The 17380-nt window shown below is 34.0% G+C and carries 5 protein-coding genes and 2 pseudogenes; 6 read left to right on the forward strand and 1 reads right to left on the reverse strand.

Annotated elements, in window-relative coordinates; translation table 11 throughout:
• Window positions 1–144 precede the first annotated feature (144 nt).
• Window positions 145–1392 (forward strand): hypothetical protein, encoded by a 1248-nt coding sequence (locus ABWU32_RS03235; protein WP_208571571.1) that lies wholly within the window; start codon window positions 145–147, stop codon window positions 1390–1392.
• 202 nt (window positions 1393–1594) lie between these two features.
• Window positions 1595–13063 (forward strand): ankyrin repeat domain-containing protein, encoded by an 11469-nt coding sequence (locus ABWU32_RS03240; RefSeq protein ID WP_353278809.1) that lies wholly within the window; start codon window positions 1595–1597, stop codon window positions 13061–13063.
• Here the strand turns inward: ABWU32_RS03240 and ABWU32_RS03245 are convergent.
• Window positions 13047–13916: an Rpn family recombination-promoting nuclease/putative transposase gene (locus tag ABWU32_RS03245; protein WP_208571569.1), complete on the reverse strand. Its 870-nt coding sequence runs from the start codon at window positions 13914–13916 to the stop codon at window positions 13047–13049. The two genes, ABWU32_RS03240 and ABWU32_RS03245, sit on opposite strands and share 17 nt — an antisense overlap.
• Before the next feature lie 464 nt (window positions 13917–14380).
• On the opposite strand from ABWU32_RS03245, the gene ABWU32_RS03250 reads away from it, so the two are divergent.
• The 4 genes and pseudogenes from ABWU32_RS03250 to ABWU32_RS03265 form a co-directional block, all read left to right on the forward strand.
• Entirely contained in the window at window positions 14381–15037 is a 657-nt protein-coding gene (locus tag ABWU32_RS03250) for a RadC family protein (RefSeq protein WP_155968723.1), read from the forward strand.
• A gap of 107 nt (window positions 15038–15144) precedes the next feature.
• On the forward strand, window positions 15145–16326 hold the full coding sequence (locus ABWU32_RS03255; protein WP_264707743.1) for a hypothetical protein: 1182 nt from the start codon (window positions 15145–15147) through the stop codon (window positions 16324–16326).
• A 96-nt stretch (window positions 16327–16422) separates the two neighbouring features.
• Window positions 16423–16806: pseudogene (locus ABWU32_RS03260) on the forward strand (helix-turn-helix domain-containing protein); the annotation flags it as partial.
• Window positions 16807–17012: 206 nt separating this feature from the next.
• Window positions 17013–17378: pseudogene (locus tag ABWU32_RS03265) on the forward strand (hypothetical protein); the annotation flags it as partial.
• Between the last annotated feature and the right edge of the window lie 2 nt (window positions 17379–17380).

Raw genomic sequence — 17380 nt, forward strand, 5'->3', positions numbered from 1 at the left:
AGTTATTCAAGTCTAAAAAAAATTTTCAAATTGAGGATTGACAAAACCTAAAAACGTGATATCTTGCTTGAAATGGCATCAAGTTACTATAGTGTATGTTAGACGTAACAGTTTCCATTTTTTTCCATTCATAAAGAGGTGATCATGCTACGTTCAGATATTCCAAAAGTTTTATTTTCGTCTATTAAAGAGGATGATCCTTATAGAGCATCTAAGCTTTTTCAAATTGAACGCTGGTGCTATGCAAATTGGCATCTGCACCAAAAAAGTGGCAAAAAAGGACGTAATTTTCTTGCACAGGTATTGTCTAGTGAGGATTGTTGGAAAAAAGTAGACAATTTACATGGAGTTAAGCTTGATAGGCAAGTCGTAGGCAAAAAGTTAATTGCGCCAGATTCAGGTAATCTCTTTGATAAGTATGCCATTGCCTGTCGTTGCTGTCTAGAAGAAGATATTATTGCTTTGTTTGAGGAAAGAAAAGAGGAATTATCAGCTCAAGGTAAGAGTAGTCTATTGGAGTATGAGCACTTAGTTAGGTGTTGCGGATCTGGTCTTTTAGCGCAGTTTTGGTCACATTTTGTTAGTGGTTACATCTCTAAACTAAATTTAGATGGCTGTCATCCATATGAGTACGGGCTTAAATGTGCTGTGAGTCTTAAGCAAGAGCAGGCAGTGGAATTCTTCTGGAATAAAATAAAATCATTACCTGAAAGTGAGATGAGCGAACAGAAAAAGGATGAAATCTTGATGAAGACAGCAGTATATGTAGCAGGGAACCGTTGTAATAGTTATCCTGAAATATTCGAGTTTTGTTTTAGTCAAATAAGTCCTGATAAATATCCAGAACTTCTAAAAAGAGACTTAGCTGAAAATGGTTATTATGGTAGTCTAAACACGCTACAGGGTGCACTTCGCTTTGATCAATTTCAGGAATTATTTGATTGTTTAAAGCCAAATGATGTTCCAGAAGATGATTATAATATCTGGTTAGACATGGAAATCAAAAAACATTCAGAGCCTTATGTAAGTGAAAGTGTAAAGCTTTTTATGCATATGTGGATGAAGGAAGGATTTGATAGCCATCGTGCTTTAGTGATAAGAGAGGAACTAGAGGATAAATCACCTCTTTTCTGTACAGTTTTATTAACACCTTTAGTAGAAAAGGGCTGTATGGAACCAGTATGGGCGTTATTAAATAAAGCTAATTCTGATCAGGTTAAAGAGTTTATGTGTTCTAAACAGGCAGGCTACATACGATCTATATTGGAAAAAAGAGATGCTGATTCATTGAATAAGTTTCTAGCATATAGAAAGTCTACAGATGAAGAGTTCACTAGCTTAACTGAAGTTGAATTAAGCAAAGCATGTGAGCAATTAGGGTTAAGCAATTAAGGTATTATAAGGCAATTCTATAAAGTAGGTGGTGGTTTCTTGTTACTACTTTAGCTTCTGTCAAAAAGATGTTGCATTGTAATACAAATGTTATATACACAAGTCAGCATGTAGGCAAAAATAGCTTTTATTATTGATATCTCTGATGGTTATACAATAAGCTTGGTATAGTGGGTTTAGTATAATATAATGAAGGGGGTTTATGTTCAAGATACAATATCCAACAGATCATCTAAAAAAAGAAGATGTTAATTCAAAGATTACTGAATTATCGGATGAAGTGCAATATATAGAGCAAGCTAGAGAATTTTCTCAACTTAAGCGTTATCGGAGATCTGATGTTGATTCCGAAAGTGGAAGTCAGATTAAGAGAATCGATGTTCCAGGAGACGGTAGTTGCTTGTTTTGGTCTGTTACTATGGCTTACTTAATACCCGTCAGAAACGACGATGCTTTATTTCGACAAAGGTATGAAGTACTATTTGGAAATGATGGAACTGTAACCCAAAATTTAGATCATATTAGAGGTTTGGTTCGGAATTTAGGTGCTGCGAATTATGATGATACATTTGCAAATTTAGTAAGAAACTTATTTCGTAATCGAGTAGTTGATCACATAAGTTCTTATAGAAATGAGTTCAGAGATTTTGTTGAAGGTGATTTTGAGCGTTACTTGGAAAACATGAGGAACCCTGATACTTGGGGAGGTGAACCTGAAATAAGAGCAATGAGTGGAATGCTTAGCGCAACGATTAGTGTTTCTGGTGAAGTTGAGACTCAATATGGTAATGGGGATATTCAAATACAATTATTTCATGTTGGTGCACCAGGTAAACGAAACCATTATAATTTTGGTCTTGAAAGGAATATTATTGATAATGATAAAGAGCTTGCAAAAGGCTTAAAAAGAGTCATGGGTAAAGTAAGACCACAAGACTTTGAGTTAATACAGTTATTGATAGAGGAAGCAGATAAAGAAGTTGGTATAAGCCGGCAAGATGAGGATTTTAAATCTTTTGAACCGAGATTTCAGTCATTTGTGGATCAGATTCCATCTTATTTACACTCTGTAGAAAAAGCAGGGTTTTTTACACACTTCTTCCTAGGTAGTTTTTCTACTTTGTTGGATACAGAGATGGCAAAAAAGCTAGACATCAAGGAGATTTATTTTAGCTTTGACGGTGCAAAGACTTTGAAGGTAGCTATTATAAAAAATGGTGAAATGAAGAGTCAAAAAGATGTGATCGATAAAGTAAAATTATTTGTTATATCAGAAAGTGGTTCTCATTCTTACACTCAAGAGTTTGATCAAGGTGAATTGAAGGAGGTATTAGGCAAGCTTTACTCTCTTATTGAAAATAACCTAGATAAAATTAAAGTTAAATCAATAAAAATCATTAAAGATGCCGGTCATCAGGGAGAAATAGTTGTTGATGTGAAAGATAAAGGAGTAGACATAGAACATAATTCTGAAGTTCAATTTAAAAAAGTGAGAAAAGGGTTATGGAGGGATCCCGAAGTCGATATAGCGAAGCTAGCTATTTCCAATCAGCGAACAGTTAAAGCATCTTTAAGGAGAATTCTTGATAAGATTTACACAATTCACTCCGAATATGCAGACTCACTAATCTATGCTAGCAGAGCACGTGAAGCAGCACATCATGGATTTATGGTAGGCGTTTTCATGAATTTCCACTATAGGTATAATCTTAGAGTTTACCCAGAGCAATTTGCAGGAAGGGGTTATGCAGATATTATCTTGCTGGCTCGTGGTCCTGATCGTGCATTGGATTCTATTCCCATTATTATTGAATTAAAAGCGGGAGCAGGTTCTAATGCTACTCCAGATAAGGCTTTGCAGCAAGCAGAAAAGTATGCACAAGGCTTTCAACCAAATGTTCAGCGAGTTCTAACCACTGCAGATGACATTTTATGTGTTGGTGTCAATCTTGATAATCCATCTCCTATCTCTGATATTAAAGTATCAAATCGTGGAGAAGAAATAATTCCTCTTTTTCAAGATATGCTAAAATCTGCTGATGACTGGGATACGCAAAGGATTGGAACAATAGAATTAAAGGGACAGGTGAAAGATAATCTAGAACGTATTTATCATACGTTTCCTGGTACACCTGAGAAGGGAGATAATCATTATTTTAGTAGGTTTTTACTAGGGCAATCACTATTGTTAAATAGAGTTGAAGATTTAAAAACTGGTTTTAAAAAATACATTTTTATCTATGGAGACAATATACCTACTGAAGTGCATCCTAATCTTCGTAGGCTTAGACGTCCAGCAGCTGAAAGAGCCAGAGAAAGATTGTCAGCTAATCTTGATGCAAGCCATGCAGTTGTAACGATGGTGCTCATTCCAGAAAATATAGAGAAGTTGGTTTATGTGATAAATATTATTGAAGCTAATAGAAAAGATGTTCTGAACATGCTAAATGAAGTGCTCCCTCTTGAGAGGTTAAACAGAGAAATAGGAAATAGAGAAATAGTCGAATTAAATCTTAATTTTGATACTAGATACAAGTCAGATTTTAAAAGATATCTTACTGTTTGGACTGAAAAATATAATTCTTTACAAGAATACAACAATGGAGCTGAGAGATTTCAAGGTACTTTCAAAAAAGTTACTTATCCTAATGAGTTAAAAGAAACATTTGATAAAGCACTAGATATCCAATCCTTATCAATAAGAGGATATAGTAGATTATTAGAAAAAATTGGAGAAGGAATCTTTCCTTTTAAGAGTCTCGTTAATAAAGAAGCTCATTTCCAGGGAATATTGAATGGAGTGTTTAGTTATTATAGTGACTTAAAATTACAGGAATCACCAGAAACTAGAGCATTAGTTTTAACTGAGTTTCAAACTGGTAGAGGGGAACGTATTGACATGCTAGTTCATGGTATTAAGTTTGTGGCTCAAGGTGGAAATGCTGAGGAGTACACTCCAATAGGGTTAGAACTTAAGGCATCAAGGCAGGGTAAAGGGGCTCAAGCTTTATTGAGGGAAGCAAATGATCAAATAAATGAAGAGTACAAAGAAGGTGTTACCTATAAAACACTTACAGATGGTGATGAGGTAAAATTTATCGGTGTTGTTTTCGATAAAGGATCTAATAATCCGAATAAACTTATTTTAACAAGTAGGACAACCGAGGAAGGATTTATTCCTGTTGGAGTAGTTCATAGTTCACATCATATGTTGCCTACTGTAGGGCAGTGTTCTAAAAGAAAATCTTCATCGCCGGAGTATCCACCAAGTAAAAAGCCAAGAAGAGAAAGAAGTGTAAGTATGGCCTGCATAGATTCGTTTGATGAAGAAAAGATTACAAAGGAAGAAAAAAAGCAACGTGTTAAAGAGCTATTTGATATTGATAATGCTAAGGATTTAACTAATGAAATTGTAGATATAGGTCGTGAGCAAGTGTTTGATATGATAGGCAATGCTGATAGGACTGATGTATATGTAAAAGTAAAAGATAACAATGGTAATGATAAAAAATTGATAATAGGTGATATTATAGAAATGAAGAATGCAGAAAGATATTTTGTAGATGATTATAGTGATGGTATTGAGATCTTAGTAAAAGTAGGCAGAGATAAGGATCGCGTTATAAAAGAAAAAATAAAAGGACAAAATATTGAGTATTATTTAAGCATCGATGGCTATGAAGTAAAATTCGATGATATAATTAAAAATTTTACTACAGATGCAGAAAGAGAGAAAATTCATAATAAATTACATCAACTATCAAATGATAAGCAGTTGTTAGAGAATAAAAAATACATTGAAGATATAGGTGATGTTCAAACTAATCAAGATTACTCTAATATTGTAGAGGAAATTAAACAGAACTTGCTAGCAAAAGGTGTTAGGGAAGATACTTTTGATACGTTTAAAAATCATTTTGATGATCTTGGTGAAAAAGTTTTTGCAGATTATATTAGTAATGTAGAAAGCAGCCTTCAAGAAAAAGGAATTGCATTTGATCGTGATAAATTTGATTCAGCGAAAATAAAAGGAGCAAAAGGTGGAAAGTTTTTTTCCATGATGGCTATATATGACTTGCTTGATAGTATAAGTGATACAGCAACACTTGGACGACATGATAATAATGCTTTAAAGCAAGTATTTGGTATCAATGGTATACTAGATGCTATGGATGATGTTAGGACAAGCGTAAGTATTTCTCCTAATAGTAAAGTGGGAAAATTGATTAGTAAGGTACCACAGCCTGTACGTCAAACGTTTGTTAAGATTATCAGTAATCCTATAGTTCAAAGTATTACATTTGCAACTATTGCTTATCAATTTGGATATAGTATAAACGAAATAGCTCAAGGTAATCATCATCCACTAAATTATTATTGGACAGCTAGTAGTGGTATAAAACTAGCAAGCATGAGTATAAGGCCTATAAGTGCAGGAGTTAGTTTTACAATAAAAAGTGTAAGTGCTACTACTAAGATTTTAAGAGGGTTATCTGCTGCAGGCAAAGTTTTAGGTAGGATGTCAGTATTTACTATGGTTCCTGATATTGTGTTTTCATTGCATCAGTCCTTATACAGTAGAACAATGGAAGCGCAAGCAATAGCAGCACAAATTCCTATATCTAATATCGATCGTACTAAAATATTTTTTTCAAATTCCGAAAAAGCAATATACGAAGACTATATAAGGATAAAGGGTTATTTAAATACTGTGAAAAGCAATGCCATAAATTACCTTAATTCTGACCCTAATATAGCTGCAGTTGTACAATATGTTTCTTCCATTCAGGAAAAGTACCATGAGGTAATTACTACCATTAAAGAAAGGACCATTTGTATGGGTAGCGGGATTGGTTGCAATACTGTGTGGGAGTGTGAATTAGAAAAAAAATATGATGGCATCTCCTTTGATGTAACTTCTAATATAAAAACTGATTTATCTTCATTAAATATATCTAGACCTCTCTACTTAGAATTTTATCAGCTGGATGACATAGGCGCTACAAGATTTAAGAGTACTAAAAAATATGAAGAGTTTCTTGCAAAACAAGAAAAGAAAAAAGTTTATTTGATTAGTAAAGAGGCAAAGTACCTTCCCCATATAACTCAAGACGAGTACAATAGCGGGCTGAGAGTCGTAATGGCCCCATCAGGACATTTAATACCACAACATCAATGTAGTGGCATAATTAATGAACAACGTATATTCCGGCCCTACGCTTTGGATAAGGTATATATGCCTTGCAATACTGGCAAAACCTATAGAAACTGTCAAGAGAGCTTTACTCTCTCAGGTGAACCTTTTATTTTTACTAGTCCAACAATAAAAGATCCTAGTAATACAAAAAAGCAAACCTTTCCTAAAGGATCAGTATTATACATTTCAGGACCGAAAACATTGACAGCAGCTGCAAATTATCCAGCAGTAATGCATATTCCAGAGGGTAGTAATATACGTTATATTGGCTCTAAAAACAATGAAACTATTTTTATTATTAATAATTCTATGTCTGGTACCCTCAAAGGTGGAGCAGGAAAAGAAAATACTCTAGTAATGAATGTTAAAGCTAATAATATCGCTGCAAATTTGCATAGTGGAACTATACGTTATGGTAATAGTAATAACATAAGATTGGTTAACACATATAACTATGTATCTAACTCTGACAACAAGCAAAATATTACTACTCACTGTGAAACGAGATTAATTAATGTAAAAAACGCGGAAGTTTGGCAAAATTCATCTAACTGCACAGATAAAGATTATGAAGTTAGAGTGGTCAACAAAGAAAATGTACATCACAGAGGATTGAAGCAAACAGTGTTTATTATTAATGAAAACAGTGATAGTGCTAGGATAGTAAGTGATTTAGGCAGTACAGGAAAAATAAAGGGGAATATTGACGTAATAAGTGTTCAAGTTGCTAATATCACACAGTGGGGAATAAGTGAAGATATAGAAAAGGTCGGCTATAGCTTAGATCTTTTAGCTAATGATACACAAAGTATTGTTTCAAGTACTAAAATCGATGATTTTAAAAATCTAATAATTCAAGTAAACTGTAGTGGAGTAACAGAATCTGTTGCAATACAAGACAAGTCTTTGTTTGATACGGCGGAGGATATTAGGTATCAAAAGTTGAAAAATTCAGGCAATGATATTAGTGGAGAAGTTATACAGGATAGTGAAAAGAAGTTAAAAGCATTTATACAAGCAAGTATTCTAGGTCAAGAATTGCCTAGCACTTACCAAATTGCAAAAGATATTGCTAGTAAGAGTAATTTGGACATACCAATATCTCAAATAGAAGTCATCAAAAATCACATGGGAATACCTAGTGAAAAAGTGATAATTGCTGATATGTACTCAGGTCAGGTAGTTGTTGATTTTAGCTATAATAATTCTGATGTTACAAGTAGTTATCAGAAATATCATAATAATGGAGGAAGCCTTAATTATGATCGCTATATGGTAGCATGTAATCACTATCAAGATGTGACGGTAGAAGGAGAAAAAGGGCAACATCAGTATGTTATCAGACTACCAGATACATTAAATCACGAAATCTCGTTATTCCCCATAAGACTTAATTTAAAAATAAAAAGCAAAGCAGTGCCTTATCAGAACGTACCTTACAATATTATTGATTTTGCTGGGTTGAATGTAACAGATATTGATAGTATAGGTATAGAAGAAGGTGAAAGGAGTTATATAAATGAATGTTATAACAAATCAATCTCTGACCTTACAGAGGACAGTTTAGAGATAAAAGATATTACAGTACTTGATAGCAAAGGTACTAAGTGGTCTTTGTCTATTGGTTTAGTTGATTACTTTAAAAGTCCAGAGCATCAGCAAATTGTATTACAAATGAACAATAAGCTTTATAAAATTGACAGTACAAATTTAAAGCTTGAGCATGTAGAGATGGATCCTAACTCTTTCAGATACTATCAGCCAGATGAACAAGGATTACAGATTTATCATAATCAACCTATTGACAAGAATGATGTTGGGTTGGTTGATTTTAGAGATAAGTCTATATTGGGTTTTGATATGGAGATTGTTGATGATAGTTTAGTGCTATCATATGGAAATAGTACCATTGCAAAAGTGGAGAATTGGAGTAATTATCAGCCTGCAAGAGAAATGATGTTCGCTTTTAATGATACAATGGTTTCTAATGCGGAATGCATATTCTCTGCTTGTAATTCAGAAGATATTATAGAGGACTTTAATAAGGAGAAAGTGACTTTATTAAAGGAGCAAATGTTTGATGCTATAGTGCGAGATAATATTAATGAAGCTAAAGATTTAATTAGAAAAATTGAAAGTATTAATATTGAAAGTAGGCATGAATTAACACCTTTGTACGTTGCTATTCAAGCAGGTAGGCTGGACATAGTAGAAATTCTTTTTGATAGGAAGCATTTTAGTGTTAAAGATAAAGACATCCATCCCCTGCACTGGGCCGCTCAGCAAGGCAATTTGAATATAGCTAAGTTTCTTGTGGATCAAGGTGCTGATATTGGAGCTAAAGATAATAATGGTAGAACTCCTCTGCGTGTAGCCGCTTATAGTGGTGACCTAGATATGGTCAAATTTTTTTTTGATAGGAACATGAATATTGAGGTTAAAAATAATGATCCATATAAGGTGATGGGAGTAGTTGAGGGCGTAAAGAACGAAATTATTAACCAAGCAGATACTGCACCTAATGTAAAAAGATGGGCAGAGTTTTTTGTAGAGAAGTTAAGATATTCAATAAAAAGTGTAGCAAAAGAGAAGCTAAAGGATGGCATGTTGCATAATAGGTATAGTTCAGTTAATGAACTTGCTAATGAAATTTATAAATCAGATGGAAAGCTGTTTGATGATATAATTAAAGAAGTTGTAGATGATGCATATGGAAGAGTAGATACGAAAAAAATATTAAGCTGTGTACATAATCATGGTGATATTGGTCAGTTGATTTCAGGTTACATAGCTGTATTTGATGCAATGCAAAAGAGTGGTGATCTAAATGATAATGCAATATTTAAGTTAGCTTCTTACATTAAAGAAGCAATGGAGATGAAGGATTATCCTAATGTTCCTTTAGAAAAAAGATCTAGCCTTGAAAAGCTAGAAAATAGATTACCAAAATCAGTAAGGAATGCAATATTTGCTTCAAAAGTATGTATTAAGAATGTTTATCAGGGTGAATATTTATATGCTGCTAACAAATGTTTCAATTATGATAATGACAGACGAATGGCATTTACTTGGACTCCAAAGAATGAAAAAAATGATAAGTTTAGGTGGAAGATTAAACTTGATGGTGACAATTTTTATATAGTGAATGTTGCATTTAATGAAACCTTGTATGCTGCTAGTAACTATTTTAATTATGATAATGATAGACGAATGGTATTTACTTGTATTTCAGGAGGAAGAGTTGCACGAGATGTGTGGAAGCTTGGACCTGATGGTGATAACTGTTCTATAATGAATGTTAAGCTTAATGAATATTTATATGCTGCTAATTATGCTAAATATGACAATGATAGGCGTAGAGTATTTACTTGGATTCCAGGAGGTCAGGTTCCGCAAGGGATGTGGGTGATTGAAGATTGTGGGTCTAATGTAAGAAAAGTGAGAAATGCAGATGCTGGTTCTAGTTTAGATATAGTAAAGGTTTCAAGGCAAGCACAATTAGATCATGCATTGTTGAATGTAACAAAAGTTGGCAATATTAGTGAAGTAACAGGCCTTGTTAATCAAGGAGCTAATGTTAATACTGAAGACAGAGATGGTAATACCCCTGCACGCAATGCTGTATTAAAAGGTCACTTTGGTATATTTAAATACCTTGTTGAAAATGGTGTTAGTTTAGAGGGTAAAGATCATCGTTGTGGTCCCTCTATATGTGATGCTTCTTATAGTGGTAATTTGGATATACTAAAGTACCTTATTAGCAAATGTGTTGATATTAATGATACTGATAAAAATGGTTGGACACCGCTACATTTTGCTGCATGGAGAGGCTACTTAGAAGTTGCTAACTTTTTAATAGAAAAGGGTGCTGATATTAACGCTGAGAACATTTTTGGCAGAAAACCTATACACATTGCCGCTGAAAACAATAACAAAGACATTATAGATTTTTTTCTCAGCAAGGGAATGAGCATCGATGATTTTGATAGATATGGTCGAACACCACTATACTGTGCTTCTTGGAATGGTCACTTGGGTATAGTAAAGTACCTTGTAGATAGGGGAGCTGACGTTTATACTCAAGACAAAGGTGGTAAAACATTGCTGGATATTGCTACTGATCAAAAACACAATAATATTGTAGAGTATTTAAAACAAGTGCAATTAGATAAAGAATTATTGATTGCAGCACAATATGGAAATCTTAGCAAAGTTGAAGATCTTGTAAGTCAAGGGGCTAGCTTAAGTGCTAAGTATAGCGATGGCCGAACTCTTATGCATTGTGCTGCTTATGGGGGCGAGCTAAATGTAGTAAAATATCTTGTGGTAGGTGAAAAGAGTAGTTTAAAAATTAAAGATAATAGTGGTAGAATTCCCCTTCACTATGCTGCTTACAATGGTAAACTAGATATAGTAAAATATTTTATAGACGAAGAAAAAATTGATGTTAATATTAAAGATCATGGTGGCTGGGCGCCTCTATATTATGCTTCTTGTAGTGGTTATTCTAATGTAGTAAACTACCTTGATAAAATACATAATTTAGATTTGATAAGTAACTTACAAGAAAATTCTGCGTCTTTAGAAATCCCAAATAGTAATAACATTGAGGTTCAAGACAAACTTGGTAGAACCCCCTTACATCTTGCTGTCAAAGCAGGTGATCTGAGCAAAATAAACCTTCTTTGTGATTATGGTGTTAATATTGAAGCTCAAGACAATTTTGGTTGTACACCAATTTTTTTCGCTATTCGATCAGGAAAATTGAATGTAGTGAGTCTTGTTCTTTATTATGGTGCTAATATTAATGCTCAAGATATGTATGGTTCTACGCCTTTACACTATGCTGCTCAAGAAGGTAACTTAGGTATGATTCAGCTTCTTCTTAGTAGATGTGCTAGGATTGAGCTTCTAGATAGGAATGGTTGGACACCTATACTTTTTGCTGCTCGAGAAAGTAAATGGAATGCAGTAGAACTTCTCGTTAGTAAGGGTGCTAAATTTAATAATGAAATAACGTATCAGGGAACACCTTTACATTTTGCTGTTCGAGAGGGTAATTTGGATACGGTTAAATTTCTTATTGATAAAGGTGCTAATATTGAGTCTCAAGACGACTATAATAACAAACCTTTACATCTTGCTGTTAGGGTGAACAGATTGGATATAGTAAAATTTCTTCTTGATAAGCACGCTAACATTGAGGCTAAAGACATGGATGGTGATATACCTTTAGAATTGGCTATTCAAAGTGGTTACAAAGATATAGAGGAAGTTTTAAGGCAAGCACAATTAGATCTAGATAAAGAATTATTGAATGCTGCAAAAAGCGGAGACCTTGATAAAGTTAAAGAATGTATAAAACGGGGTGCTTATATTAATACTAAGAGTAGTAATGGAAGGACTTCTCTACACTGGGCTGCATTTGAAGGTTGCTTACCAGGAGTAGAGTATCTTATAAAGGAAGTTGCTGACATTAATGCTAAGGATAACACTAGTAGGGCTCCTCTACACTATGCTGCTAGAAATGGTCATTTAGATGTAGTAAAATACTTTATAGAAGAAGGTGCTAACTTTGATGTTAAAGATAAAGATGATAAAACACCGTTGGATCTTGCCTCTTGGCAAAAACATAATGATGTTGTAAAATATTTAGAGGAAATCAAAGAAGAAAAAGACAAAACTGTTCAACGCAAACGCCGTCATCACCATGGAGATCATAGTCGTCATCATAATCACTTATCGCGTAAACCTCTTGCTATAGATTTAGGTGATCGACCTGAGATAGCAACAAGTAGTGGAGCAAGACCATCTTCATGGATAAATAATTTGTTTAGTTGGGTAAAAAGCTCTGTAGGTGGATTATTAAATTCTAAACCTACATTACCTGAGGAAACATCAAGCACTTCAAGTCCAATATCACAAGTAGATGCAAAAATGGATGTAAATGGTTCAATAATATTATTTGACTTATTGATTAGAAGGGTTACAGGTCAGAAGTATATTTCCACAGTAGTTCAGTCTATATCACCATTAGAAGCACAGGGCTATGCATTAAATATTATAGAGGAATTTGAGAAAGTAGTAGAGCAAGCTGGATTAAAAAGTGGTGTATCAATGCACCGGTTAAATATTGATTATATGGGAATGCAGAAAGAGATTACTAGAAAAGTCATGAGTGGTAAATTTGATGAGGTTTCAGGGATTTTAAGCTCATATGTAGAGAAAGCGTGCCCTGGTAGAGAAGCAGGATGCCCTGGTAAATTAAGCGAGAAAAGGTTTAATGAGTTTATGGCTAAATTTAATAAAGGATTAGATGTAACATTAAATCAATCAATAGAGCAGATATTACACAATGGAGGTGATACATTAGAGGTTAATAATATAGAAGAACAGCAAGGACCTAGGAGTTATTTAAATAATACTTCTATTCAAGGCCATTTGACTCGGAATAAGGTTAAATTAATTTCTTAATCTCATCTAAAGAAAGGCCGGTTATTTCAGCGATAACATCAATAGATACACCGGCCTTGAGTGAGTTTTTTGCAACTTCAATTTTACCTTCAATTTTACCTTTTTGATGTCCGATGAGGATGCCTTCATGAAGTTTTTCTTCAAGACTAGATAAATAATCATCGGTACGTTTCTTAGCTTGGTCATAAGCAAGACGTTCTTCTTTACTCCAATTATATTGGTTCAGCTCATCATAAGCCCTGCCAATAATTAAATCACTTCCTATTATTTTTTTTAGATCATCTTCACTTGTTTCACCGGCGTGTTTAAAAAAATAACACCATTTCTCTACTACATTTTCTAATTGATCTTCTCTTTTTTTAAATTTAGGTAACTCTATAAAAGTAAAACTAAAGTCTTTGAGATCATGTTCAAAAGTTATCTTATCAAAAGTAACATGATCAGACTTATAAGCTAGCTTATTAGGAAATAAGATAAAATCGGCAATGGCAATAAAGATAACGCCTTTAAGATCATGATACTGATCACCTACATCAGCTTGACTTGAATAGGCCTTAGCGGCATAGTATTGGGCACGTTTTTCAAAGCCAGTAGTTTTAGCGACTTGCATCTCAATTATTGTTTTTATGCCTGTAGAATCAACACAGAGAACATCAACAATGCTTTGCTTTTGAGAAGCAATGACAGGGTCTTGAATGGGACTGAGAAAGGAGACATCTTTAATCTTATTGTCATCGGTAAGACCTAGTATATCATTAAGAAAGTGAATAAGAATATCTTTATTTTTTTCGGTACCAAAGATACGGCGAAAAGCTATATCATTGCGAGCATCAAGAAACTTCGAAAGAGCCATGAGAAAGTAAGTTAAAAAGTATTAATGATTATACACAATTGTGAAGAAATGTTCAACGTTTTTATGCTGAAGTCTATTAAAGTGGTAAATTTAGCTAAATTTCAAGAGTTGGCAAAAAACTACCTTCATAGATGACCCTAGAATGCTACTACGCATCTTAGACGGTCCTTTTCTATATCTTTTTATCACCCTTCTGTAAAGTGCCTTAAAAGACCAGCAAATGGATATCATGAATTTAAAGCTGTGGGAGACATCAAATTGGTGTATAAAAACACGAATCTACAACGACATCGCTTAAGGAAATCAGTATCTATTAATATATTAATTTATTCATAAAAAAATAAATAAAAAAGATTGAGAAATTGATTTGACTTCACTCGGAAGCTATGGCTTCATGCCAATGCTGATAAAAAAACAGCAGTAAATAATTAAAAACAATTTGTTGTTAGTGAAAGGTAAATTATATGAATAAAAGTAAAGAAGAAATAGAATTCAGAATATTAGAAAGCAAAGGTAAAGCACTACTTGATCGTGAAATAATGGAAACGTTTCTAAGTGCAGTACATGAAAGGCCACAAGCTCAAGAAATTGCTAAAAATCTGGTGAATACCTATACGGGAGTAGGAAGGATTTTAGGTAGAGAAATGGACGACCTGAAAGTTATAGAAGGAGTAACTGATTCTGCAGTAGCAATGATTATGTGTGTTAAGGAAACACTAGAAAGGGTACTGAGAGAAAAGCTCAAAAGTGAGCCAATAATGGACTTACAAGGGTTAGTAGAGTACTTAAACGTAAGTATAGGCCACTCAGAAAGGGAATGTGTAAAAATACTGTACTTGAATAAAAGGCGCCAATTAATCGGAGAAGAATCCTATATTGGTGAAATGGAAAAAGCACCAGTATATATAAAGGAGATTATAAGAAAAGCATTAATAAAAAATGCAACATTAATAATAATGTCACACAACCACCCTGGGGGAAGTTTAGAGCCTTCAGAAGAAGATCAAGAAGTAACGAAGAGCTTAGCAGCAGCATGTAGTACTGTAAGCGTAAAATTGTTTGACCATATTATCATCACAAGTGGAGGCTATTTCAGCTTTCGAGAAAACGGATTGTTATAGCAGAAAGTATTTGCAAATCTACTCACTATAATTTATAATGAGTAATAAAATGTATAATAATAAAGTTTATTGTACGCTTAAAAAGTATTTTTAATAGTGAGGATAATATGGGTAATAAAATAATTGTACCTTTTGATGATCAAGAAGGAGGTACTTACGAGTTAAACATTGATCTTGATAGATTATCGAAGGGTGAAATATCAAATTCTATTAGAGGTATTGGTCGTACTAGCCAGCAGCCTACCTTTGTGAGCAAAATTAATAAGGCTAAAAAGCTTGGAGAAGTGCCCTCCCCTGATAGAGACGTTCAAATCAACTACGGAAAAGGGCTCGACTACATATATGGTACAAAACCTTTAAATGATCAAGAAGATAAAAATCCATTTGCTTCAGCTTTGCAAAAAATAAAGCCAAGTATAAGCGAAAGCGAAAAGTTGAGCTGGTTTAAAAGTGAAGTGGTAGAGGCAAAAAACGTAAATGAATTGCACAAAACTATAGACCAAGTACTAGCCTCTGGAGCAAGAATAAATGCATATAACGATGGGGAATGGAGCATTGCAGAGTATGTAGTATTGGGTACACATTTTCATAAGTTAGAAAAAAGTGATCGAAAAAAGATAATGCGGAAGCTAATGCTAAGTGGTGCAGAGTTTCATAATACTTTATTGCAGAATAAACTGATAGGTGAAATCTATAATGAGTTACAACCAGAAGTTCAGCCACAGATAGATAAGAGACTAGAAGAACTAGAGAAGGCTGGCGAAAGTGCTGTGCAAGAAGGAGAATTAATAGATATCGAGATAGACAATGCAACATTATATATAGAATTTTCTGAGGACAGTAAAGTAGAGGTTGCCAAAATACTGAGAGAGTTAGGAAGTAATATTTTAAAAATTGGCAATGATGCAGTTGAGGTTAAAAGTGAGAAGGGAGGTATAAGAAACTATACCGATATTTCAGATGGCAGCTCTGTCATGTTAGAATTTCCTACAAGCATTGGTAAACTAAATATTATATTGTACCACGATGTAAAAAAATATGATCAAGTACAAGTAAGAGTAGAAAATAAGGAAATATGGTCTAAATTACAAGAAAGAGGAGAAGAAATTGGAAAAAATTGCCTTTTCGGGGGAGTAAAACTTAAAGAAGCAATAGAGAGAGGTAGTTTCACTAGATGTGGCATATGGAGTGAAAAGTATGCTATAAAAGAGATTAGTAATGATGAAGTATTGTCTCCGTGGGTAAATAGGATACGTGAAGGTAGTAAAGAAACTTTTAGAAAACTTTAATGTGTCTACAGTCAACTTTAAGGTTCCAGAGGTTTTTTCTTACCATTATATCTGGAGCCTTAACAAAATTGAGCTATAGTAGAAAATATTATACGCATGGTTGTTTTCGTGGAAAAAAGTCTAGATTGTGAAGTAGGGGAAAAAGTGAAAAATTGGAGGTTAGAGAGAGGTCATACTCAGAAGGATTTAGCGAGGAAAATTGGTGTAAAGTACTGGGTGATACTACAATATGAAAAAGGGAATCGTAGAATTTCAATTGAAAGGTTGTACGCTATAGCGGAAGCATTGTCAGTAAGTATTGTGGATCTAATTCCTGTATCAAGTGAGAAAATTTGCCTTGAAAATGAAGAAGAAGAGATACTCAATCTGGTAAGAAAATATAAAAAGATTAACGATAAAGAGCTACGTAAAATGTTTTGTTTATTCACCAAATTTGTCCAAGTTAGTGAAAAAAGTAGTAGGAAAGACTATAGATTAAGATATTACGTTCCGAAAGCAGCCCCAGTACAAGATGTTATAAACTTTGGTAAGAATCTGCTAGGAAAGCGTAGTGCGGGAAAACTGCATGCTGCGTTTGACGAGGCGGGAGCTGGAAACGTAAACATGGGAATTTTGGATTGAGGCCCAACATGAAAATAATGGATCAGCCACCAAGCCCTAAAGAGGCGCGCCAGTTCTCGACCCTACCTCTTCGTAACATTTTTAACTCAAGTGAATATGGCAATGAAAACGACAATAGCGCTATGCTATTCTTTTTGCAAAAAACACTTGAAAGACTGAGAAATGTTATTAACCCAGATTCGGGCATAATACTTACCCACCATACAAAAAAACTATCCAAGAAAATGTTAGAAGAAGATCCATTTCAGGGTTTGAGCGGAGCTGGATCTTTAAGAGGTTTCTACAGTACTGGGATGGTAATGTTTGCTTATGACGAAGAAAGTACTGTACGTCAGATAGTATTTGAGCTTCGTAATGGTGAACGTGTAGCAAATAAGCTTGTTGATAAGATAGATGGTCGTTGGAAGCTTGCAGACCAATGGAGTAACTGATT

The sequence above is a fragment of the Wolbachia endosymbiont (group A) of Udea olivalis genome, assembly GCF_964028365.1.
Classification (GTDB): domain Bacteria; phylum Pseudomonadota; class Alphaproteobacteria; order Rickettsiales; family Anaplasmataceae; genus Wolbachia; species Wolbachia pipientis.

Coding starts and splice junctions, on each gene's coding strand:
- ABWU32_RS03240 (WP_353278809.1), top strand. CDS start 1,595: ATGTTCAAGATACAATATCCAACAGATCATCTAAAAAAAGAAGATGTT.
- ABWU32_RS03255 (WP_264707743.1), top strand. CDS start 15,145: ATGGGTAATAAAATAATTGTACCTTTTGATGATCAAGAAGGAGGTACT.
- ABWU32_RS03245 (WP_208571569.1), bottom strand. CDS start 13,916: ATGGCTCTTTCGAAGTTTCTTGATGCTCGCAATGATATAGCTTTTCGC.
- ABWU32_RS03235 (WP_208571571.1), top strand. CDS start 145: ATGCTACGTTCAGATATTCCAAAAGTTTTATTTTCGTCTATTAAAGAG.
- ABWU32_RS03250 (WP_155968723.1), top strand. CDS start 14,381: ATGAATAAAAGTAAAGAAGAAATAGAATTCAGAATATTAGAAAGCAAA.